Annotated in this window: 15 protein-coding genes; 7 read left to right on the top strand and 8 right to left on the bottom strand. The window is 70.3% G+C overall.

Annotated elements, in window-relative coordinates:
* The first annotated feature begins 7 nt into the window (after window positions 1–7).
* Window positions 8–574, top strand: coding sequence for a DUF1629 domain-containing protein (locus FMQ63_RS12605; RefSeq protein WP_011557360.1), 567 nt, complete (start codon window positions 8–10; stop codon window positions 572–574).
* 9 nt (window positions 575–583) lie between these two features.
* On the opposite strand, the gene epsA is transcribed toward FMQ63_RS12605, so the two are convergent.
* The 5 genes from epsA to FMQ63_RS12580 all read right to left on the bottom strand — a co-directional run bounded on the left by epsA (window position 584) and on the right by FMQ63_RS12580 (window position 5789).
* Window positions 584–1399 carry an exopolysaccharide biosynthesis glycosyltransferase EpsA gene (epsA, locus tag FMQ63_RS12600; protein ID WP_011557359.1) on the bottom strand — a complete coding sequence of 272 codons (816 nt, stop codon included), beginning with the start codon at window positions 1397–1399 and terminating at the stop codon, window positions 584–586.
* Complete coding sequence (gene epsB, locus FMQ63_RS12595) at window positions 1396–3591, bottom strand: GH44 family glycoside hydrolase EpsB (RefSeq protein WP_020478619.1); 2196 nt, start codon at window positions 3589–3591, stop codon at window positions 1396–1398. The genes epsA and epsB overlap by 4 nt, the downstream gene beginning before the upstream one ends.
* 102 nt (window positions 3592–3693) lie before the next feature.
* On the bottom strand, window positions 3694–4251 hold the full coding sequence (gene epsC / locus FMQ63_RS12590; protein ID WP_020478618.1) for a serine O-acetyltransferase EpsC: 558 nt from the start codon (window positions 4249–4251) through the stop codon (window positions 3694–3696).
* Window positions 4252–4260: 9 nt separating this feature from the next.
* Window positions 4261–5274 (bottom strand): exopolysaccharide biosynthesis glycosyltransferase EpsD, encoded by a 1014-nt coding sequence (gene epsD / locus FMQ63_RS12585; protein WP_011557356.1) that lies wholly within the window; start codon window positions 5272–5274, stop codon window positions 4261–4263.
* Window positions 5271–5789 (bottom strand): hypothetical protein, encoded by a 519-nt coding sequence (locus FMQ63_RS12580; protein WP_225888386.1) that lies wholly within the window; start codon window positions 5787–5789, stop codon window positions 5271–5273. Before FMQ63_RS12580 ends, epsD begins: the two co-directional genes overlap by 4 nt.
* Window positions 5790–6063: 274 nt before the next feature.
* Between FMQ63_RS12580 and epsE the strand changes: the two genes are divergently transcribed.
* From epsE to mgtE, 3 genes are all read left to right on the top strand, one after another.
* The gene (gene epsE / locus FMQ63_RS12575; protein WP_228556409.1) at window positions 6064–7290 is read left to right on the top strand and encodes an exopolysaccharide biosynthesis GT4 family glycosyltransferase EpsE; all 1227 of its coding nucleotides are present in this window, start codon (window positions 6064–6066) and stop codon (window positions 7288–7290) included.
* A gap of 249 nt (window positions 7291–7539) precedes the next feature.
* A complete protein-coding gene (gene epsF, locus FMQ63_RS12570) occupies window positions 7540–9105 on the top strand; it encodes a response regulator EpsF (RefSeq protein WP_020478617.1) in 1566 nt (521 codons plus the stop codon).
* Window positions 9106–9150: 45 nt separating this feature from the next.
* A complete protein-coding gene (mgtE, locus tag FMQ63_RS12565; RefSeq protein ID WP_011557351.1) occupies window positions 9151–10470 on the top strand; it encodes a magnesium transporter in 1320 nt (439 codons plus the stop codon).
* Between the two features lie 9 nt (window positions 10471–10479).
* Here the strand turns inward: mgtE and wzy are convergent, their stop codons facing one another.
* A complete protein-coding gene (wzy, locus tag FMQ63_RS12560; RefSeq protein WP_026113900.1) occupies window positions 10480–12063 on the bottom strand; it encodes an exopolysaccharide repeat unit polymerase in 1584 nt (527 codons plus the stop codon).
* Window positions 12064–12120: 57 nt separating this feature from the next.
* Between wzy and epsH the strand changes: the two genes are divergently transcribed.
* Window positions 12121–13428, top strand: coding sequence for an exopolysaccharide biosynthesis glycosyltransferase EpsH (epsH, locus tag FMQ63_RS12555; protein ID WP_026113899.1), 1308 nt, complete (start codon window positions 12121–12123; stop codon window positions 13426–13428).
* Window positions 13429–13437: 9 nt separating this feature from the next.
* On the opposite strand, the gene FMQ63_RS12550 is transcribed toward epsH, so the two are convergent.
* Both FMQ63_RS12550 and FMQ63_RS12545 read right to left on the bottom strand, forming a co-directional pair.
* Window positions 13438–14793, bottom strand: coding sequence for a sigma-54 dependent transcriptional regulator (locus FMQ63_RS12550; RefSeq protein ID WP_011557348.1), 1356 nt, complete (start codon window positions 14791–14793; stop codon window positions 13438–13440).
* Window positions 14790–16286, bottom strand: a complete 1497-nt coding sequence (locus FMQ63_RS12545) for an ATP-binding protein (RefSeq protein ID WP_020478615.1) — start codon at window positions 16284–16286, stop codon at window positions 14790–14792. Before FMQ63_RS12545 ends, FMQ63_RS12550 begins: the two co-directional genes overlap by 4 nt.
* A gap of 138 nt (window positions 16287–16424) precedes the next feature.
* On the opposite strand from FMQ63_RS12545, the gene FMQ63_RS12540 reads away from it, so the two are divergent.
* A complete protein-coding gene (locus FMQ63_RS12540; protein ID WP_011557346.1) occupies window positions 16425–17528 on the top strand; it encodes an efflux RND transporter periplasmic adaptor subunit in 1104 nt (367 codons plus the stop codon).
* Between the two features lie 21 nt (window positions 17529–17549).
* Window positions 17550–20723 (top strand): efflux RND transporter permease subunit, encoded by a 3174-nt coding sequence (locus FMQ63_RS12535; protein ID WP_011557345.1) that lies wholly within the window; start codon window positions 17550–17552, stop codon window positions 20721–20723.
* Window positions 20724–20732 lie beyond the last annotated feature (9 nt).

Here is a 20732-nt window from a genome sequence, read left to right as displayed (position 1 = left end):
CGCCGCCATGGCCCCTCGCTACTTCGACCTCTCCGAGGACATCCAATCCGGGAACTGGGATTTGGGCGACCCTCGCGATGCGCAAGGCAATGAGGTGGAGGACCCCTGGATGTTCCGGGCGGGACAACCTGTTCAGGTCCAGGGGCGCCTGACCATCCCCGTCGACGCGACGGGGAGGCGGTTGGACTTCTCGACCGCGGGCATCGGTGTGACACCGGTGGTTCACGTCAGCGTGGCATCGCTCTTCGCACAGCTGGCGCCCGATGACGTGCAGCTCATTCCCGTGGATGTTCCGGGGCAGCCGGACTCGTACCTCATCCTCGTCGCCACCAAGCTCATCCGCTGCATCGATGATGAGGCGTCCCAGGTGCAGTTCTGGAAGCCCGAGGACGACCTGCCCGAGAAAGTGGGGCAGTACTCCGCGGTGGATTCCATGCACATCGACCCCTCGAAGGTGGGCGACGCCAAGGTGTTCCGCACCTGGGGCTGGGACATCGCGCTCATCGTCTCCGAGGACCTCAAGAGCGCGCTGGAACAGTCCGGCGCCACGGGGATGAAGTTCACCCCCGTGTGACGCGGGCGGCTACTCCGGCTTCTTCGCACCCGTCCGCTGCCAGAACTCGCGCAGCAGAATCGTGGCGAAGCGGGAGTCATTCAGGATGTACCGCCGCCACAGGCGCTTGGGCTCGTTCACCAGGCGGTACAGCCATTCGAAGCCCGCGCGCGAAATCCACACGGGCGCGCGCTTCGCCGTCCCGGCGATGAAGTCCAACCCCGCGCCAATGCCAATGGCCACCGTGGGGCCCAGCTTGGAGGCCACCTGCGAAATCCACACCTCCTGCTTCGGGCTGCCCAGCGCCACCAGGAGCAGGTGCGGGTCCTTCTCGCGAATCTTCGCGACAATCGGGTCGTTCTGCGCGTCGCCGCCGTCCAGGCGCACCATGGGCGAATCCCAGCCCACCACCTCCACGCCGTACTGCTCGCTGACGATGCGGCCCACCTTCTCCGCCACGCCGGGGCCCGCGCCCAGCAGGAACACGCGCCACTTGCGCCCCGCCCCCAGTTTCATTAGCGGGAGGATGAGGTCCGAACCGGCGATGCGCTCGGGCAGCGGCACGTCCATGGCGCGCGAGGCCCAGACGATGGGCATGCCATCCACCACCGAAATCGTGGCGCGTGAGTACGCCTCGCGGAACTGCACGTTGTCCTCGGCCAGCACCACGTGGTCCACGTTGGCGGTGAACACGTAGCCGCCCTGGCGCGAGTCCACCAGCCGGCCAATCTCCGTCACCGCCTCCTCGAAGGTGAGCTGGTCGATGGCGAGCTGGCCGATGTTCAGGCGCGCTCGGCCAGTGGTGAACGGGGTCTGCGGGGGTACGGGCGTCGCGGCGGAGCTCATGGCTTCTTCACCGTCAGGTCGAGCACGGTCATGGAATAGGGCGGCAGCCGCTGGGTCAGGGAACCCGCGGCCTTCGCACCGGGAGTCTGCTCGGTGAACCCCCCAGGTGCGCCCGAGTAGCCCAGCACGCGCACGCTGTCGAGTGTCCCGCAGCCCTTGAGTTGAATCTGCGCCTGGGCGGCCTGGTCCGGGTCGAAGTTGAGCACCACCGCCACCATCTTCCCGCCCGCCTCGTCGCGCGAGGCGAACACGCTGGTGCCCTCGGTGGCCTTCGCGGGCACCCACCAGTCCTGGAAGCGGCTCCCCTTGCCGTCGAAGTTCCGGAACGCGCGGAACGCCCAGAACACCGGCGAGCCCTCGGTGGGGTACTGCCAGAAGTAGGCGGAGTAGATGTTCTCCTGCGCGAAGCGGCCCAGCGCCTCGGCCTGGGCCAGGCCGCCGCTCATGTGCCGGAAGGCGCCGAAGTTGTACTCACCAATGGAGATGCGCAGGCCCGGGTAGTTGTCGGCGACCCACTCCTTCATGCGCGGAATCAGCCGGATGGGCTCGCCAATCCAGGACTCGTCCTTGTACGTGGGGTCCCACAGCCCGCGCGTGGAGCGGATGCGGCGCGCGTTGGTGGCCGGGTCCGTGTTGCCCTCCAGGCCGACACCGACGTTCGTCTGTGGATAGAAGTGCAGGTCCACGATGTCGAGCAGCCGCACGCCCGTCTTCTTCTCGTGCTCGCGCAGTTGCCGCAGGTACCAGGGCAGCAGCGGCATGTTGCCGTGCGCGCGCCGGTCGGAGTGCGGCATCTTCCCCGGCGCGAAGTCCGCCGCGGACCACAGGTAGTTCGTCCAGCCCCACTCGGCCGGGCCCGCGATGAGGCCCTCCGGGTCTTCCTTCCGCACCACCGTGCCGTAGGCAATCGTGCGCTCCAGCAACCCGTCATACGACAGCGGCTCCGGGTGCACGTCGCGGTGCGTGGAGTTCCAGAGCATGGGCTCGTTGTCCAGGATGTACGTCTGGACGCTGCGCTGCCCTCGCTCCTGGTCCTTCTTCCGGATGGCGCGGATCCACTCGGCGATGAACTCCGGTGGGGCCTCGGTACTGGTGAGCGTCGGCGCGCCGGGCTTCAGCGGCGTGCCATCCCGGGCGAGCCCGTTGCCCGAGCCATTGTCCTCCTGCTGCTGCGAGCCGAAGCGCGACACGGGGAAGCCCACCGACTTCGCGTCCTTGGCCACCCAGCCCAGGATGGGCACCGTCAGCGCGGACGTCATCCCGTGCTTGCGGTTGGACTCCAGGAAGTCGTCGTAGCTCAGGCCGATGTCGACGTTCTGGTAGAACCAGTCGTTCGCGGTGTTCCACGCGCCGCCCAGCTTCCAGTTGTAGCGGGACGTGGGGTTTCCGCCCCAGCGGCGCGTGGTGGCGCCCACCTCGTACTGGTGCTTGTCGCGCTTCTCCGTCAACCCGTCGAAGGCGATGCCGTAGATGAGCGGGCTGATGCGGTGGCTCGGCGCGGTGCAGTCGATGGTCATCGGCGCTTCGCGGCCACTGCCCTGGCCCGTGCGTCCGCCCCCCGCGGCCAGCGCGGCGGCCAGTTCGGGCGGCAGCGGCACCAGCGACACCTTGTCGAACAGCACCCATTCACGGCCCACGCTCTTGGACGCGCGCAGCACCACGCGGTCGAACGGCTGGCCGCGCGGGTTGAGCTGCTCCATGGGGATGACAATCTCAGACCACTCACCGTCCTTGCGGACCTGGAGCTCGGGGATGATGGGGACGCGTGGGAAGCTGGCGGCGCCCGGAGCGTCCAGGCGGACCTCCAGGAACTCGCCGAAGGACTCTGGAGCGCTGAACCGGAACGACAGCGCGCCGAAGGTGCCCTCCAGCTTGGGCCGGTAGAGAATCCACCCGGCGTAGTTGAACAGGCGCATGCGCGCCGGCGCGCCCTTGGGGAGCTCGCGCTGCGCCCAGCCGAGGTCCTTCCAATCGGGGGACAGGCCTCCGTCGTACAGCATCACCGGCGCGGTCTTCTCTGCGCCGGGGCCGTTCGTGCCCGAGCCCGGCGCGTCGCCCGCGCCCGGCGCCGCCGTGGCCGCGTTGCTCGCGCCCGGCGCTTCCGCGCCGACGGCCCGCGCCACCGTCACGGTGCCACCGGCCAGCAGCGCACCCGCCAGTACAGCGGCGCCAACCTTCGTCCGCGAACGCATCACTCCGTCCTCCCTGGGGGCGCCGCCGTCACCGCGGCACAGCGCGCCTTCGTCCGCGAACGCATCACTTCATCCTCCATGGGTGGCGCCCACCCCGCCGCGCTAGAGCGCGACTTCGTCCGTGTCCTTGCGCGGGAAGATGCGGGCGGGAATCCCCACGGCCACGCTGTCCGGCGGCACGTCCTGGAGCACCACCGCGTTGGCGCCGATGCGCGAGCGCGCGCCGATGCGCACCGGTCCCAGGATGCGGGCCCCCGCGCCAATCCAGACGTCATCCTCGATGACGGGATAGCCGTTGTCCTTCGCGGTGCCCACGGTGTTGTTCCCGTAGAAGCGCACGCGGTCGCCAATGCGCGCGTCGCCGCCGATGACGACGCCCAGGCTGTGCACGAAGTACACGCCCTTGCCGAGCGTGACGTCCTTGCCAATCTCAATCCCCATCACCGCCGTCTGCGCCACGCGCAGTACGTGGTTGACCAGGGGGATGCGGTAGGCCAGCGCGGCCTCGCGGGCGCGGTTGAGCGCGGTGATGCGGTACGAATCACTGGTCAGCACCACCTTGGCGATGGACTTCGCGTCCGAGTTGCCATTGGCGGCCTTCGCCAGTTCCAGCGCATCCGTGACGAGCGAGCCAATCATCGATTCCCTGGCCTTCAGCATGGTGTGTGACTACTCCCCCCGGCCCTGCAGGTAGCGGGCGACCTCGCGGGCAATGCCCGTCCAGCCGCCGGCCTCGCCGCGCGCGCCGCGCAGATACTCCATCCCGTACACCACGGAGGTGCCGGCGAAGGCGGCCTTCTCCAGGCCCAGCTTGTCCGCGGCGTTGGCGGCGTGCATCACCGCGCGCGTCAGCACGCGTGACGCGTCCGGCGCCACCAGGGTGGCGGCCAGCAGCGGGCGGGTCAGGGGGTTGGTCTGGAAGAGCAGCCGCCACGGATTGACGTCACGCACGTCCGGGTGCTTCCGGGCCACCTGCGTGTCGAACATGCCGTAGCGGTGCGCGCGCTTCAGCCAGCGCTCGAAGGACACGTGGTCACTGCCGTGCAGTACGTACGCGTCACGCGCGAAGACGAAGGCGCAGCCGGCCTTCTCCAGCCGCACGCCCAACTCCACGTCCTCCGACTGTCCCAATGACTTGTCGAAGCCGCCCACGCCCACGTAGTCCGCGCGGGGGAAGGACACGTTGCCGGTGAACAGGTGGACGCCGCGGGCGCGGGCACCGGGCGTGGAGAGCTCCTCGGCCATGCGGTTGTTGAGGTACGCGTACCAGCGCTCGAACAACGGCATGTCGCCAATGGACGGGTCCGGCCGGATGCGGCCCAGCACCACGGTTCGCGAGCCCTCCGGATGGTGCGCCAGGTGCCGCTCCAGGAAGTCCGGGGCCACCTGCATGTCGTCATCCGTGACGAGCACCACGTCGCCCCGGGCGGCCATGACGCCCCGGTGCCGGGCGGCGGCGGCGCCCGCGTTCTGCTGCACCTCCACGCGCAGGGTGTAGGGCAGGGCCAGGGCCTGCAGCGGCTCGCGAGTGGGCTCCTTGGAGCCGTCGTCCACCACGACGACCTCGAACTGCTCGGGCGGCAGCGTCTGCCCGGCCAACTGCCACAGCAGCCGGGTGATGAGGGGCAGCCGGTTGTACGTGGCGATGACGACGCTGAGCCGGGGCGCGGAGGTGGAGCTCATGCCTTCTTCTTCTGGGACGCCGCCCGGCGCTGCTTCTTCGTCAGCCGGGGAAAGGTGACGCTGCCGAGGAAGCGCTCGCGGCCCACGAACTCCAGGGTCTTGCTGGCGGCGCCGAAGTCCGTCTCGCCCAGGGTGACGCAGAGGAGGCAGCCGTCGGCGGCCAGCGCCAGCGGCAGGCTGGCCGGATGGGTCATCAACGAGTCGATGACGGCGACGACACGCTCACCCCGGGACACACGCTCGCGCAGTTCCAACACCTTCTGCGCGGCGGCCGTGGGCGACAGGCCGGTGGCGTCTTCCAGGTGGACCTTCTGCGTGTAGGCGTAGGGCGCGCCCGCCTCCAGCACCGCCGTGGCGGCTTCCAGCGCCGGAGCACCCGGGTGGGCCGGCACCACCGTGAGGAAGCTCCACGCGTGGCGCTCCAGGGCGAACCACAGCCGTTGCAACGCCGGGGACGGAATGGCGCTGTCGGTCGAGGTGGCGTCGGCGGGAGGTGCGCTGGAATCGGCTGCCATGGGGAGGGGCTCGGTATAGCGCAACGCGTGGCGCCGGCCCAACGGCCTCTCCGGGCAGTCCGGGGCGCGGCGGCCCGCCTGGCTGCCGCGGAGCGCGCCGGTGACGCGCGACAGTCACCGCCTCCCGGACCGGGCGTTCCATCGCGCGCTCCCCAGGTGGTCCGGCGGGGCTCGCGAAGCCCTCCCCACCGCGAGCGTGAAGGGCGTGTGACGGGCTGGGTACGCGCCTACCCACGCCGTGGCAGGGGCAGGCAGGCGTGTTATGCCATCCAGTGTGCAGAAGATTGGCTATTTGATTCCCGAGTTCCCCGGACAGACGCACATCTTCTTCTGGCGCGAGTTGCAGGCGCTCCAGGGGAAGGGCGTGACGCCGGAGCTGGTGTCCACGCGTCCGCCTCCCGCGCGCATCATCTCGCACAGCTGGGCGCGCGAGGCCATGTCGCGCACGGAGTACCTGACGCCGCCGGGGCCGCTGGGGGTCGCCAAGGCCGCCGCGGAGGTGGCCCGCGCCATGCCCACGGGCTGGGCCCGGTGCCTGGCCTCCATCGCCCGAGCGGAGGGGCTGGACGCAAAGGGGCGCGCGCAACTGTTGGCCTTCGCCGTCATGGGCGGCCGGCTGGCGTCGCTGGCGCGGGAGCGGGGCTGGACGCACGTCCACGTCCATTCATGCGCCAACGCCGCGCACGTGGCGCTCTTCGCGAACCTGCTGTCGGGGTTGCCCTACAGCCTGACGCTGCACGGGCCGCTGTACGACTACGGCCCCAACCAGCGCGAGAAGTGGCGGCACGCGCGGTTCGCCTTCGTGATTACAAAGAAGCTGCTCAAGGAAGTGAATGACGAGCTGGCCGGCGCGCTGCCGTCGCGCATCGAGCTGGCACCCATGGGCGTGGAGCTGCGCAAGTTCAACCGCTCCGTGCCCTACTCGGCGTGGACGGGTGAAGGCCCGCTGCGCATCTTCTCCTGCGGCCGCCTCAACCCCTGCAAGGGCCACGCGGACCTCATCGACGCGGTGGGGATGTTGCGCGCGAAGGGGCTGGACGCGCGGCTGTCCATCGCGGGCGAGGACGAGGCCGGCGGCACCACGTACCGCAAGGTGCTGGAGGCCAAAATCCAGGAGACGGGCCTGGGCGACGCGGTGACGTTGCTGGGCGCGGTGAGCGAGGACACGGTGCGCGGTGAAATCGAGCGCGCGCACATCTTCTCGCTGGCCAGCCTCCAGGAGCCGTTGGGCGTGGCCATCATGGAGGCCATGGCCATGCGCGTGCCCGTGGTGGTGACGGGCGCGGGTGGGGTGCCGGAGTTGGTGGATGACGGGGTGGACGGAATCCTCGTGCCCCCGCAGCAGCCCCGCACCCTGGCGGACAAGCTGGAGACCGTGGCGCGCGACGCCCAGGAGGCCCACCGGCTGGGTGAGGCGGGCCGCCGCAAGGTGGAGACGACGTTCAGCAGCGAGCGCAGCGCGGACATGCTCGCGCAGATGCTCCAGCGGGCGGTGGTGTAGCGGGCTACACGATAGGAGGTCCCGCCGCGCTGGAAGGTGTTACCAGGCCGTCACTGGCCTGGTACGGGCCTTCCGCGGACTGGTGGGCGTCCTGGGGCGGCACCATGATGGGGCCGTCCTGACCGGGGGGCGCTGGGTTCGCCCGCCTGGCGGAGACCCGTGGGCACGGCGGGTTGGACCCGTTGCCACATCCCCCCATGGCGCATGACTGCCTGGGGGCAGGCACGAAGGGAGGCATCGCGGGTGAAAATGCCCGAGCAACCCACGTTCCATGCGCTCACCCGGCTGGAGCCGCTCGCCACGAGTGTCCTGCTGGTGGACGACAACGCGGCCAACCTGCTCGCGCTGGAGGCCGTCCTGGAGCCGCTGGGTCAACGGTTGGTGAGGGCGTCTTCGGGCCCCGAGGCCCTGCGATGGCTGCTTCGGGAGGATTTCGCCGTCATCCTGCTGGACGTGCAGATGCCCGGCGTGGACGGCTTCGAGACGGCCCGCCTCATCCGCCAGCGCCAGCGCACCCGCTATACGCCCATCATCTTCCTCACCGCGCACAGCCGCGACGAAGCCCACCTGGTGCACGGCTACGCGGTGGGCGCGGCGGACTACGTGGTGAAGCCCTTCCATCCGGACGTGCTGCGCTGGAAGGTGGAGGCCTTCGTCGGGTTGTACCTCCAGCAGCAGCGGCTCCAGCGGCATGAATCCGCGTTGTGGGCACGCGAGCGCCGGATGCTGGAGCAGCAGGGCGAGCTGCGCTTCCGCCGGCTGGTGGACACCATGCCCCAGTTCGTCTGGGAGCTGCTGCTGGACGGCACCATCGGCTATGCCAACCGGGGCTGGCTGGACTACGCGGGGCTGTCGCCGGAGCAGGGGCGGAAGTGGAAGGACACGCTGTACTGCCTGCACCCGGAGGACGCTCCCAGCCTTCGGAGCGCCTGGCAGGAAGCCCAGCGCGAGGGCCACCCGCTGGAGCAGGAGTGCCGGCTGCGGCGGGCGGATGGCGAGTACCGCTGGTTCCTGACGCGCACCATTCCAGAGCGCGACGAGCAGGGGCAGCTCGCCGGCTGGGTCTCCACGGCGACGGACATCGACGACGCGCGCCGGGCGGTGGAGACGCTGCGGGCGGCCAGTGAGGCGAAGGACATGTTCCTCACCATGGCGGCGCACGAGCTGCGCACGCCGTTGCAGGCCGCGCGGGGGTATGCGCACCTGGCCTCGGTGAAGGCGGGCGACACGCTGGCGCCGGGCGTGGACAAGGCGCTGCACGGCATCCACCGCAGCGTGAATCGCATGGCGAAGCTGGTGGAGAACCTGCTCGACGTGGGGCGCATCCAGCGGGGCGAGCTGCACCTGGAGCCGAAGTCGCTGGACGTGGGCGCGCTGCTGCGCGACGTGGCCGAGCACTTCGAGCCGCTGCCCGAAGGCCAGCACATCGAGCTGGACGCCCCCGAGGGACTGGTGGTGCCGGGAGACCGCGAGCGGCTGGACCAGGTGTTCACCAACCTGGTGTCGAACGCGCTGCGCTACTCACCGGAGGGCGGGCGCATCCGGCTCGCCGCCCGCGAGGAGGCGGGGCGCGTGCACGTGGAGGTGGTGGACCACGGGCTGGGCATCCCCGGCGAGAAGCTGGAGAACATCTTCGAGCGTTTCGGCCGCGCGCACGGGATTTCCTACGGCGGGCTGGGCCTGGGGCTGTCGATTGCGCGGGGCATCGTCGAACGCCACGGCGGGCGCATCTGGGCGGAGTCTCCCGGCAGCCAGGGCATGGGCAGCACCTTTCACGTCGTGCTTCCGGTGGAGCCGGGCAAGCCCGCGCCATGACGCCGCCGGGCCGCCTGCCTGGGTTGGCGGAAGAGGGGGAGGCGGATGGAGCCCGAGGCCGAGTCGGTCCACGAAGACGAGCTGCGTGACGCGTGGCCGGCGCTGTCGGCGCGAGAGCGGGTGGAGGGTTTCCACCTGCTGCCGCCCGAGCGCGCGCGGGACTTCTTCGCCACCCTGAATGCTCCAGCGCAACTGGGGCTGCTCGAGGCGCTCTCGCCCGGGGAGCGGGGCACGTGGCTGCGGGCGATGGCGCCGGATGACGCGGCGGATGTCGTGCAGCGGCTGTCTCCCGAGGCGCGGGAGGCCTGGCTGGCCCTGCTCGACGCGCCGTCCTTGCGTGAGGTGCGGGCGCTGCTGGCGTACGGCGAGGACGCAGCGGGTGGGCTGATGAACCCGCGCTTCGTCCGCGTGCGGCCGGAGATGCGCATCGACGAGGCCCTCAGCTACCTGCGCCGGCAGGCCCGCGAGCAGGTGGAGACCGTCTACTACGCCTATGTGCTGGACGAGGCACAGCGACTCAAGGGCGTGGTCTCCCTGCGCCAGCTCTTCCAGGCCACGCCGGACAAGGCGGTGCGGGAGGTGATGCGCACGGAGTTGATCCGCGTGCGGGAGGACACGGACCAGGAGGAGGTGGGGCGCCTCTTCGCCCGGTACGGCCTGGCGGCCATCCCCGTGGTGGACGACCAGGGGCTGATGAAGGGCATCGTCACCGTGGATGACATCGTCAGCGTGGTGCAGGCGGAGGCCACCGAGGACATCCAGAAGGTGGGTGGCACGGAGGCCCTGGGGGCGCCGTACCTGGAGGTGGGCCTGCCCGCCATGCTGAAGAAGCGCGCGGGCTGGCTGCTGGTGCTCTTCCTGTCGGAGATGCTCACCGCCACCGCCATGACGCGCTACCAGGATGAGATTGCCCGCGCGGTGGTGCTCAGCCTCTTCGTGCCGCTCATCATCTCCGCGGGAGGCAACGCCGGCAGTCAGGCCTCCACGCTGGTCATCCGCGCGTTGGCGTTGGCGCAGGTGCGCCTGCGGGATGTGGTCCGCGTGCTGCGGCGGGAGCTGCTGTCCGGCCTGGCACTGGGGTTGGTATTGGGCTCGGTGGGTGTGGCGCGCATCCTGCTCTGGCAGGTGCTGTTCCACCTCTACGGCGAGCACGCCTTCAGGGTGGCCCTCACGGTGGGGCTGGCGGTGTTGGGCGTGGTGACGTGGGGGACGCTGGCGGGGTCGATGCTGCCGTTCCTGCTGCGGCGGCTCGGTTTCGACCCCGCGAGCGCGTCCGCGCCCTTCGTGGCCACGCTGGTGGACGTCAGCGGGCTGGTCATCTACTTCACCACGGCGGAGCTCATCCTCCGTGGCACCCTGCTGTAGCCGCCGCGCTCAGCGCGGGTTCGCGGCGGAGGATGGGGCGTCCTCGTTGGGGTAGGTGATGGCGCCTGGTGGTGGCACGGGCGCCGCGGGCGCGGGGCCCAGCAGCCGGCTGTGGGGCATGGGCCACGCGCCGGTGTGCACGGCGAGCTTCCCCGTCATGGCCACGGCCAGCGATATCTGGAACGTGCAGATGTACGAGATGATGCCCATGTCCCCGAACACCTGGTTGATGTACGTGGCCACCAGTCCCACGATGATGAGCGCGGCGGCGCGGTACTCCGAGACGTCGGTGCGGTGATACGAGCGCACCACCAGGTAGATGGTGACGGCCAGGTACATCCACACGCCCGTGTAGCCCAGCAGCCCTCCGAACGCGAACAGCCCCAGCAGTGAGTTGTGCGGGTGGAAGCGGTACTGAGGGAAGACGAAGGCGATGTCCGGCAGTGGGATGGGCTCCAGGAACTCATGCCCGTAGCCGGTGCCCAGGATGGGGAACTGGGCCCACGTCGCAATCATGTCCAGGTTCTCGATGTCGCGGTAGTCCAGGTTGCCTTCGCCGCCCTGGCCGTCAATCAGCGAGCGGATGGTCTGCACCGGCGCGAAGACGGACGAGCCGGAGTTCCACCCCGCCGCGATGTACACGATGATGAAGGGCGCGAAGAACGGCAGCGTCCGCACCAGGAACCGCTTCAGCGGCGTCCACGGGTTGATGAGGAAGGCCGCCAGCAGGCAGCCGGCGAAGCTGACATAGGCCAGGCGCCGGTCGTTGAAAATCATCCCAATGCCAATGAAGGCGATGATGGCCAGGCCGCGCAGCATGTGCGCGGACTTGGGCTTCTCGATGAAGCGCATCGTCGCCACCAGCAGGGCGAAGACGAACGTCATCGAGTCGGAGTGGGACGTGGTGTACTCCACCTCCACGCCCAGCTCGTGCACCACGACCATGGCGAAGTAGGTGCTCACCGCGGACTTGGTGAGGCCCGCCAGGATGATGGTCTTCGCGAAGGCGGGCCAGTCCTCCGGGCCCCGCATGGCGTAGTGATACATCGCCACGATGAAGGGCATCATCGCGGCCTGGTGCCATTGCCACAGCGAGTTCTTGATGTCCCCGCCCCGGGCGATGCCGCGCACCTCCATCCAGAGGATGGCGACCAGGGACAGCGCCACCACGGCGATGAGCGGCCGGGGCATGGGCAGCGGCTCCGGGTCGATGGTGGACTTCGTCACCCGCCGGTACATCGCCAGCCCCATCAACCCGAGGATGAGCACGTCCACCAGCGGGAAGCGCAGCGCCCCGATTTTGGTGATGTAGCTGAGCTGCGCGAACATCAGCTCGCCCAGCGGGTGGAGCGGCGAGGGCCACAGGCCCGACTGGGGCCGTTCTGGCACGTAGTCCACCGCCAGGACGAGCCAGGTCACCACCAACACCGGGTACTTCACCGGCACCTTCAGGATGACCCACACCACCCCCACGCACAGCACAGGGGCCAACGCGACCACGGGGTGGATGACGGCGCCGCCCACGGTGGCCAGCACCAGGAAAGCAAGCAGTGCGCCGTAGCGCAGGTAGGGCGGCCGGTCGGGTGCGTACATCGAGACCCGGAGGAGGCTACATCCGGGGAGCGGGTTGGGATAGATGGAGTGGCACGTATGCCTGCTCCCCGCCCACGCGTCCTTCTGATTGCCGAGCTGTGCAACCCCGACTGGGTGAGTGTCCCGCTCGAAGGCTGGTCGCTCTACCGCGCTCTGGCCGAGGTGGCGGACGTGCACCTGGTCACCCACGTCCGCAACCGGGAGAACATCCTCAAACAGGGGGTGCAGGAGGGCTCGCAGTTCACCGCGCTGGACTCCACGCCGGTGGAGAAGCCGCTCGACAAGGTGGGCGAGGTGCTGCGGGGAAAGACGGGGGTGGGCTGGACGACGGCCACCGCGTTGAGCGCGCTGCCCTACTACTACTTCGAGGAGGTGCTCTGGCGCCGCTTCGGCCCGCGCATCGAGGCGGGTGAGTTCGACCTGGTGCACCGTTACACGCCCATCAGCCCCACCACGCCCAGCACGCTGGCGGCGCGGTGCAAGAAGGCGGGCGTGCCCTTCGTCATGGGGCCGCTCAATGGCGGTCTGCCCTGGCCCAAGGGCTTTGGCGGCGCGCGGCGGCGGGAGAAGGAGTGGCTGAGCTACATCCGTGACGTCTACAAGCTGATGCCCTTCTACAAGTCCACGCGGGAGAACGCGTCCGCCATCATCACCGGCTCGCGCGCCACGCGGGGGCAGGTGTCGGGGCAGTGGCAGGGCAAGACGGTGTACGTGCCGGAGAACGCCATCGACACCCGGCGCTTCGGCACGGAGAAGTCGGAGGGCCCGGTGGAGCTGCCCCTGCGCGTGGCCTTCGTGGGCCGCTTCGTGCCGTACAAGGGCATGGCCATGCTGATGGAGGCCGCCGCGCCGCTCATCCGCGAGGGCAAGGTGGTGCTGGAGTACATCGGTGACGGTCAGGAGATGGCCAACCTCCGGGCGCAGGCGGCGCGCGAGGGCATCGAGTCCGGCGTCACCTTCGCCGGCTGGGTGAAGCACCAGGAACTCCAGGGCCGGCTGGCGAAGAACCACATCTTCGGCTTCCCCAGCGTGCGCGAGTTCGGCGGCGCGGTGGTGTGCGAGGCCATGGCGCTGGGGTTGGTGCCCATCGTCATGGACTACGGCGGCCCGGGGGAAATCGTGAGCCCGGCCACCGGCTTCGCCATCCAGATGGGGACGCCGGAGGAAATCGTCCTGCGCGTGCGCGAGGTGCTGACGAAGCTGGCCGCGGACCCGTCCGTCATCCGCCCCATGGGCGAGCGCGCCCGGGAGCGCATCTTCAAGTACTTCACCTGGAGGGCGAAGGCGGAGCAGGTGCTGGAGGTGTACCGCTGGGTGAAGGGCGAGCGCGGCCAGCCGGACTGGGGTATGCCGCTGGCGGACTGAGGCGCGGCCTCACTCGTCCAGGTCCAGCTTGCGGTACAGCGTGCGCCGGTTGATGCCCAGGATGCGCGCGGCGGCGGCCTTGTTGCCACCCTGCGCCTCCACCACCCGGCGCACATAGGCGCGCTCCACCTCTTCCAGGGGCGCGTCTTCTCCCGAGGCGTGGCTGAGCAGCGACGTCAGGCCGCTTTCGCCGCCGCCCGGCAGGTCGAAGTCCTCCGGCACCAGCGTGTCGTGGTCCGCCAGGGCCACCGCGCGCTCCAGCAGGTTGGCCAGCTCGCGCACGTTGCCGGGCCACGCGTGGGCCAGCAGCCGTTTCAGCGCGCTGGCGGACACGCCCAGCACCTCGCGCTGCTGCTGCTCGCCCAGGCGCCCGAGGAAGAAGTCCACGAGGGGCAGGATGTCCTCGCGCCGCTCGCGCAGCGGGGGCACCTCGATGCGGATGACGTTGAGGCGGTAGTAGAGGTCCGCGCGGAAGCGGCCTTCACGCAGCAGCACCTCCAACGGCTGGTTGGTGGCCGCCAGCACGCGGGCGCGCACGGGTGTCTCCGTGCTCGAGCCCAGGGGCCGCACGCGTCCCGTCTCCAGGGCCTGGAGCAGCTTGGCCTGCACCTCCAGCGACAGCTCGCCCACTTCGTCCAGGAAGAGGGTCCCGCCGCCGACCGACACGAAGACGCCGGCCCGGTCCTCGCGCGCGTCGGTGTAGGCGCCGCGCCTGGCGCCGAACAGCTCGCTCTCCGCCAGCCCCGAGGGCAGGGCCGCGCAGTTGAGCTGGAGGAAGGGCTGGGTGCGCCGGCCGCTGGATTCGTGGATGAAGCGCGCCAGGGCGCTCTTGCCGGTGCCTGTCTCGCCGGTGAGCAGCACGGTGGCGTCGCTGCGCGCCGCGCGGCGGGACACCTCCAGCGCCTTCTGCATGGCGGAGCTGCGAGCCACCAGCCCGCCGGGCGTGTCGCCGGGGACGGCCGCGCGCAGGCGCACGATTTCGCGGCGCAGTTGCCGCTCTCGGAAGGCGCGCTCCAGCGTGAGGACGAGCGCGTCGATGTTGAAGGGCTTGGTGACGAAGTCGCAGGCGCCGGCCTTCACCGCCGCCACCGCCAGCTCCACGCTGCCGAAGGCGGTGATGAGCACCACCAACTGGCCCGGCTTGCGCGTCAGCAGCGCCTCCAGCACCTCCGTGCCGCGCATGCGGGGCATCTCCACGTCGGTGATGACCAGGTCGAAGGACTCGCGCTCGAAGAGGGCCAGCGCCTCCTCGGGCGAGGTGCGCCCCACCGCCTCGTAGCCCCGCGCGTCCAGGGATTCGCAGAGGAAGTCCACCACCCCCGCGTCATCATCCAGGATGAGCAGGCGCTTTCTGGGAGTGCTCATACCGCCCCCGTTCCTTCTTCCTTCTCGGAAGGAATGTGCACGATGAAGTGCGTGCCCTGTCCCGGGCGTGACGTCACCGTCACGGCGCCGCCGTGCTCCGCGACAATGGCCTTCACCACCGGCAGGCCCAGGCCCGTGCCGCCGTGGGCGCTCCAGGTGGTGAAGAAGGGCTCGAAGAAGCGCTCCAGCGCCGCGTCATCCATGCCCACGCCGGTGTCCTCCACGGACAGGCGCACGCCATGGCGCTCGCGCAGGCCGGGGGCGGGCTGGAAGGTGGACGGCGCCAGCGTCACCCGCACCTCGCCGCCTCGGGGCGTGGCGCGCAGCGCGTTGGTGAGCAGGTTGAGCGCCACCTGCTGCAGCCCGTCTCCGTTCGCCAGCACGCGAGGGAGCGGCTCCTCGGAATGGAATGTCAACCGGACGTCGCGCTTGCGCGCGTCGAACTCCAGCAGCTCCACCACCGCGCGCACGGAGGCGAGCGCGTCCAGGGACTCCAGCTTCGACGGTTTGCGGCGGGCCAGGTCCAGGAGCTGGCGGACGATGCGCTCGATGCGCTCCGACTGCTCCACCAGGATGCGCGCGTTGCGCCGCACGTCGTCGGGCAGGTCGGCGCGCGCGGCCAGGGCCTGGGCCCGTCCATTGAGGATGAGCAGGGGGGAGCCGATTTCGTGTGCCAGCCCCGCGGACAACTGTCCCACGGCGGCCAGCTTGTCCACGCGCCGCAGGCCCGCCTCCAGTGCCAACCGTGACTCGGCCTCGGCCGACAGCCGCTGCCGCGCCTCGCCCAGCTCCTTCACCATGCCGTTGAAGGCGTGGACGACCTCGCCCACCTCGTCGTCACTGCCGGGCGTCACGGTGGCCGTGAAGTCGCCGCCGCGCACCGCGCGCATCGCGCCCACCACGCGCTCCAGGGGACGTTGGAGGTAGAGCATCAGCAGCAGCCAGCCCACCAGGGAGATGCCAGTGATGAGCGTCAGCACCGACAGCACGGTGGCGCGGCTGGTGGACTCCAGGTCCTGTCGCAGCCCGTCCAGCGGCTTCACCACGGCGAGCGCCCCCACCACGACGGTGCTGTCGTCGCTGTGCAGGGGCAGGACGATGAGCAGGTGCGACAGCTTCTCGGGGCCCGCGAAGTGGGTGAGGGAGTGGTGCGTCTTCAGCACCCGCCGGGAGGCATCCTCCACCAGGTGCAGCGTCTGCGAACTGCCCGGGGAGCGCACCACCGGCACGGCCTGGGCGTCGAAGACGAAGACGTCCACGGTCGGGTCCCGGTGGTCCAACGACTCGAGGATTTCGTTCACGTCCGCCGCCTGCCCGTCCCGCAGCGCGTTCTCCATGGCCACCTGGAGCGCCGTGGCCAACAGCCGCGCTGCCTGCTCGGTGGCCGTCCGCAGGTCGTGCTCCTCCTTCTGGAGTTGGCTGTAGCCGTAAGCGCCCAGGATGACGGCGCTCGTCAGTGTCAGGCCCAGGCCCAGCTTCGTGGAGATGCGCACGCCGGGCACTGTGGCGAAAGTGCACAGGTGGTTCAATAAGCACCAGTTCCGCCTGCTCGCTGAGCATCGCCGTCCTCAATGATTCTCGTGGGTTGAACATCAGGCGCGATGGACCGGGACTTGCCCAGGGGCTGGGGCATGAACAGGACCCTGCTCCTTGGCCTCTGGGCCTTCTCCGCCGCCTGCTCGGGCGCGGGCACCCCCTCCGCTTCCGCTGAGCGCGCCGCGCCCGCCCCCCTGAAGGAAGGCGTGGTGCAGCTCGCCGAGGCCTCGCGGGCCTTCATCACCGTCACTCCGGTAAAGGCGGACGCCAGCAGCGCGGCGCTCCAGGCCCCCGCGCGCGTGGCCTTCCGGGACGGGGCGCTGTCGCGGCTGGTGGCGCCCCTGGCGGGCCGGGTGGTGAGCGTCCACGTGCGCACGGGCGACACGGTGAAGCCGGGCGACGCGCTGGTGACGCTGGACTGCCCGGAGGCCGCGGCGTCGCGCACGGCGGTGGCCACCGCGACGGCGGCGCTGCGCGAGGCCCAGTCCGCCTTCGAGCGCGAGGCGCGCATGTTCGAGCAGGGCGTCACGACGGAGCGTGAGCGCCTGTCCGCGGAGACGCGGCTGGCGGAGGCGCGGGCGGAGCTGGCGCGGGCGCAGGCGTCCGTGGGCTTCGTGGGCACGGGCAGCGGCACCACCGTGGTGCTGCGCGCGCCGATGGCGGGCACGGTGCTGGGCCGGAGCGCGGCGGAGGGCATCGCCGTGCAGCCGGGCGGGGACGTGCTGGTGGAGGTGGGGGACCCTTCGGCGCTGTGGGTGATGGCGGACGTGTTCGAGCGCGACCTGCCGCTGGTGCGTGAGGGCGCGCGGGTAAGGGTGACGATGCCGTCGGTGCACGCGCCGCTGGAGGGGAAGGTGGACTCGGTGGGCGCGGTGGTGGCGAGCGGCTCGCGGACGGCGCCGGTGCGCATCACCCTGGACACGCAGGAGCAGAGCCTGCGGCCCGGCATGTTCGGGCGCGTGCGCATCGACTCGCCGGACGCCAGCCTGACGCTGCCGGTGGAGGCGGTGCTGCTGCGCAACGGCAAGGACTCGGTGGTGTACGTGCAGCAGGACGCGGGCACCTTCGAGCGGCGGCCCGTCGTCGTGGCGCAGCCGGTGGAGGGACGGGTGCAGGTCATCGCGGGCCTGTCACCGGGGGACCCGGTCGTCACCCGGGGCGCGCTGCTGCTGGATGGCGCGGCGGACCAGCTCCTCTAGGCGCGGCGAGGACACCTACCCATGCTGCGAACACTCATCGCGTTCTGTGTCCGAAGCCGCCTGCCCGTCCTGTTGCTGACGCTGGGCATCGGCCTCTTCGGTGTGAAGGCCTATCTCGAAACGCCCGTGGAGGCGTTTCCGGATGTCACCAACCTCCAAGTGAATGTCATCGCGCAGATGCCTGGGCTGGCGCCCGAGGAAATCGAGCGGCAGGTGACGGTGCCCCTGGAGCGTGTGCTCAACGGCACGCCGGGCATGGTGCAGATGCGCAGCGAGAGCCTCTTCGGGCTGTCGCTCATCTTCCTCACCTTCGATGACGGCGTGGACCCGTTCAAGGCTCGCACCATCGTCGGGGAGCGCATGTCCAACGCGGACATGCCGGACGGCGCGGACGTGCGGCTGGCGCCCGAGGCCACGCCGCTGGGCAAAATCTACCAGTTCCGCGTGCTGAGCGACCGGCACACCCTCACCGAGACGCGCTCGGAGATGGAGTGGAACATCGCGCGGCACCTGCGCCAGGTGCCCGGCGTGGCGGACGTGCTCAGCCTGGGCGGCTTCCTCAAGGAGTTCCACGTCCAGGTGGACCCGTCGCGGCTGCTCGCGCACGAGCTGACGCTGGCGGACGTCACCGAGGCGCTGGAGCGCTCCAACCGCAACGTGGGCGGCGGCTTCTTGCGCCAGGGCGACCAGGAGTTGCTCATCCGCGGTGTCGGCTACCTGCGCGGCGCGCAGGACGTGCAGAGCATCGTCCTCAAGAGCGAGGACGGCACGCCGGTGACGGTGGGCGACGTGGCGCGGGTGGTGGCGTCTCACACGCCGCGTCGCGGCTCGGTGAGCCACAACCTGGACATGGACGTCACCGAAGGCGTCGTCCTGCTGCGCCGGGGAGAGAACCCCAGCACGGTGCTGGAGGGCGTGCACGCCAAGGTGGAGGAGCTGAACTCGCGGGTGCTGCCCAGGGGCATGCGCATCGAGGCCTTCTATGACCGGAACGACCTGGTGGGGCACACGCTGTCCACGGTGCACCACAACCTGCTGCACGGCGCGCTGCTGGTGGTGGCGGTGGCATGGCTGTTCTTGCGCAGCCTGCGCTGCTCGCTCATCGTCGCGTCCGTCATTCCCCTGGCGCTGCTGACGGCCTTCATCGGCCTGAAGATGGTGGGCCTGCCCGCGAACCTCATCTCCATGGGCGCCATCGACTTCGGCATCCTGGTGGATGGCGCGGTGGTGCTGGTGGAGAACGTGCTGCACGAGGCGGGGGTGCAGCGGCCCCGGCGGCGCAAGGAGATGCTGGGGCTCATCCTGCGCTCGGCGCTGGATGTGGCGCGGCCGACGTTCTTCGCGATGGCCATCATCATCGCCGCGCTCATCCCCGTCTTCACCCTGGAGCGCGTGGAGGGCCGCATCTTCCGGCCGCTGTCGCTGACGTACAGCTTCGCGCTGGTGGGCGCGCTCGTCTTCGCGCTGACGGTGGTGCCCGCGCTGTGCGCGCTGCTGCTGCGGCCGAAGGACGCGGAGGTGAAGGAGCCGAAGCTGCTCACCACCCTGCGGGAAGGTTACGGCCGCGCGGTGACGTGGCTGATGCCGCGCAAGCCGCTGGTGTTCGCGAGCATGGCGGCGCTGGTGCTCTTCACCGGCGTGGTGGGCTCGCGGGTGGGCAGTGAGTTCCTGCCGGAGCTGGATGAGGGCGACATCAACATCTTCGTGGAGATGCCGGCCAGCATCTCCCTGGGCAAGGGCGCGGACATCCTCCTGGAGGTGCGGCGCAGGCTGCTGGACTTCCCGGAGGTGAAGGAGGTGCTCGTCGAGCAGGGGCGCCCGGAGGACGGCACGGACAACGAGGCCGTCAACATGGGCAAGACGTTCGTCCGCTTCACGCCCGAGGAGACGTGGCGCAAGGGCTGGGACAAGGAGCGGCTGGTGCGGGAGATGCGCGCCTCGCTGCTGGAGATTCCGGGCGTCAGCTTCAACTTCTCGCAGCCCATCAAGGACAGCGTGGAGGAGGCCATCAGCGGCGTGCGCGGCAAGGTGGTGCTGAAGATTTTCGGCACGGACCTGGCGGCCATGCGCGGCACGCTGGAGCAGGCCGTCACGTCGCTGCAGAACGTGGAGGGTGTGGTGGACCTGGGGCTCTACCGCGACTCCAGCGTGCCGCAGCTCCAGGTGGTGCTGGACCGTCCCGCGCTGGCGCGTGCCGGCATCGACGTGTCCACCGCGCAGGACCTGGTGGAGACGGCCCTGGGCGGCCGGGTGGTGACGGAGCTGTGGGAGCAGGAGCGGCCCGTCCCGGTGCGCGTCATCCTGCCGGGCACGGAGCGTGACGACGAGGCGCGCATCGGCGGCATCCTGGTGCCCACCTCCAGTGGCGGACACGTCCCGCTGCGCGAGGTGGCGCGGCTGGAGAAGGCGCTGGGCCGCGCGAGCATCAACCGCGAGGCGAACAGCCGCACCCTGGCGCTGAAGTTCAACGTGGAGGGGCGCGACATGGGCTCCATCATCCAGGAGGCCATGGCCACCGTGGAGCGCGAGGTGACGGTGCCGGAGGGCACGTTCCTCAAGTGGGGCGGCGAGTTCGAGAACCAGGAGCGCGCACTGGGCCGGCTGGCGGTCATCGTGCCCATCTCCTTCCTGGTGGTGTTCGCGTTGCTCTACGCGGCGCTGGGCTCCATGCGGAGCGCGAGCGCGGTGCTGGCGGGGGCGCCCTTCGCCATGTGCGGCGGCGTGCTGGCGCTGGCCGTCACGGGCATCCCGTTGTCGGTGAGCGCGGCGGTGGGCTTCATCACGCTGCTGGGGCAGGTGTGTCTGGCGTCGTTGCTGGTGGTGAGCGCGGTGGATGACCGGCGGAAGGCGGGTGAGTCCCTGGAGGCAGCGCTGCCGGCGGGCGCGTCCAGTCGCTTCCGTGCGGTGCTGATGACGGCGCTGCTGGCGATGCTGGGGTTGATGCCGGCGGCGCTCTCCAGCGGAGCGGGCAGCGAGACGCAGCGGCCCTTCGCGGTGGTCATCATCGGTGGACTGGTGACGGCGGTGCTGGTGTCGCTGTTCGCGTTGCCGGCCTTCTACTCCGTCATCGTGGGGAAGCACGTCGCGTCCACGGGCTCGCGCGACGACGAGGACGAGGACCTGGACTCCGGTGTGGAGCACATCGGGCCGAAGGGGCACGGCCCGGAGCAGGGCACCGCGGGGGTGGCGGCGTGAGGTGCTTCA

The sequence above is a fragment of the Myxococcus sp. CA005 genome (assembly GCF_006518205.1).
GTDB lineage: Bacteria > Myxococcota > Myxococcia > Myxococcales > Myxococcaceae > Myxococcus > Myxococcus xanthus.
The sequence above is the reverse complement of the archived record's forward strand: the minus strand, read 5'-3'. Positions and strand labels throughout refer to the sequence as shown.

What these genes read in the sequence shown, in the direction of transcription:
- FMQ63_RS12605 (WP_011557360.1), top strand. Translation starts at nt 8, where the DNA reads ATGGCCCCTCGCTACTTCGACCTCTCCGAGGACATCCAATCCGGGAAC.
- epsA (WP_011557359.1), bottom strand. Translation starts at nt 1,399, where the DNA reads ATGAGCTCCGCCGCGACGCCCGTACCCCCGCAGACCCCGTTCACCACT.
- epsB (WP_020478619.1), bottom strand. Translation starts at nt 3,591, where the DNA reads ATGCGTTCGCGGACGAAGGTTGGCGCCGCTGTACTGGCGGGTGCGCTG.
- epsC (WP_020478618.1), bottom strand. Translation starts at nt 4,251, where the DNA reads ATGCTGAAGGCCAGGGAATCGATGATTGGCTCGCTCGTCACGGATGCG.
- epsD (WP_011557356.1), bottom strand. Translation starts at nt 5,274, where the DNA reads ATGAGCTCCACCTCCGCGCCCCGGCTCAGCGTCGTCATCGCCACGTAC.
- FMQ63_RS12580 (WP_225888386.1), bottom strand. Translation starts at nt 5,789, where the DNA reads ATGGCAGCCGATTCCAGCGCACCTCCCGCCGACGCCACCTCGACCGAC.
- epsF (WP_020478617.1), top strand. Translation starts at nt 7,540, where the DNA reads ATGCCCGAGCAACCCACGTTCCATGCGCTCACCCGGCTGGAGCCGCTC.
- mgtE (WP_011557351.1), top strand. Translation starts at nt 9,151, where the DNA reads ATGGAGCCCGAGGCCGAGTCGGTCCACGAAGACGAGCTGCGTGACGCG.
- wzy (WP_026113900.1), bottom strand. Translation starts at nt 12,063, where the DNA reads ATGTACGCACCCGACCGGCCGCCCTACCTGCGCTACGGCGCACTGCTT.
- epsH (WP_026113899.1), top strand. Translation starts at nt 12,121, where the DNA reads ATGCCTGCTCCCCGCCCACGCGTCCTTCTGATTGCCGAGCTGTGCAAC.
- FMQ63_RS12550 (WP_011557348.1), bottom strand. Translation starts at nt 14,793, where the DNA reads ATGAGCACTCCCAGAAAGCGCCTGCTCATCCTGGATGATGACGCGGGG.
- FMQ63_RS12540 (WP_011557346.1), top strand. Translation starts at nt 16,425, where the DNA reads ATGAACAGGACCCTGCTCCTTGGCCTCTGGGCCTTCTCCGCCGCCTGC.
- FMQ63_RS12535 (WP_011557345.1), top strand. Translation starts at nt 17,550, where the DNA reads ATGCTGCGAACACTCATCGCGTTCTGTGTCCGAAGCCGCCTGCCCGTC.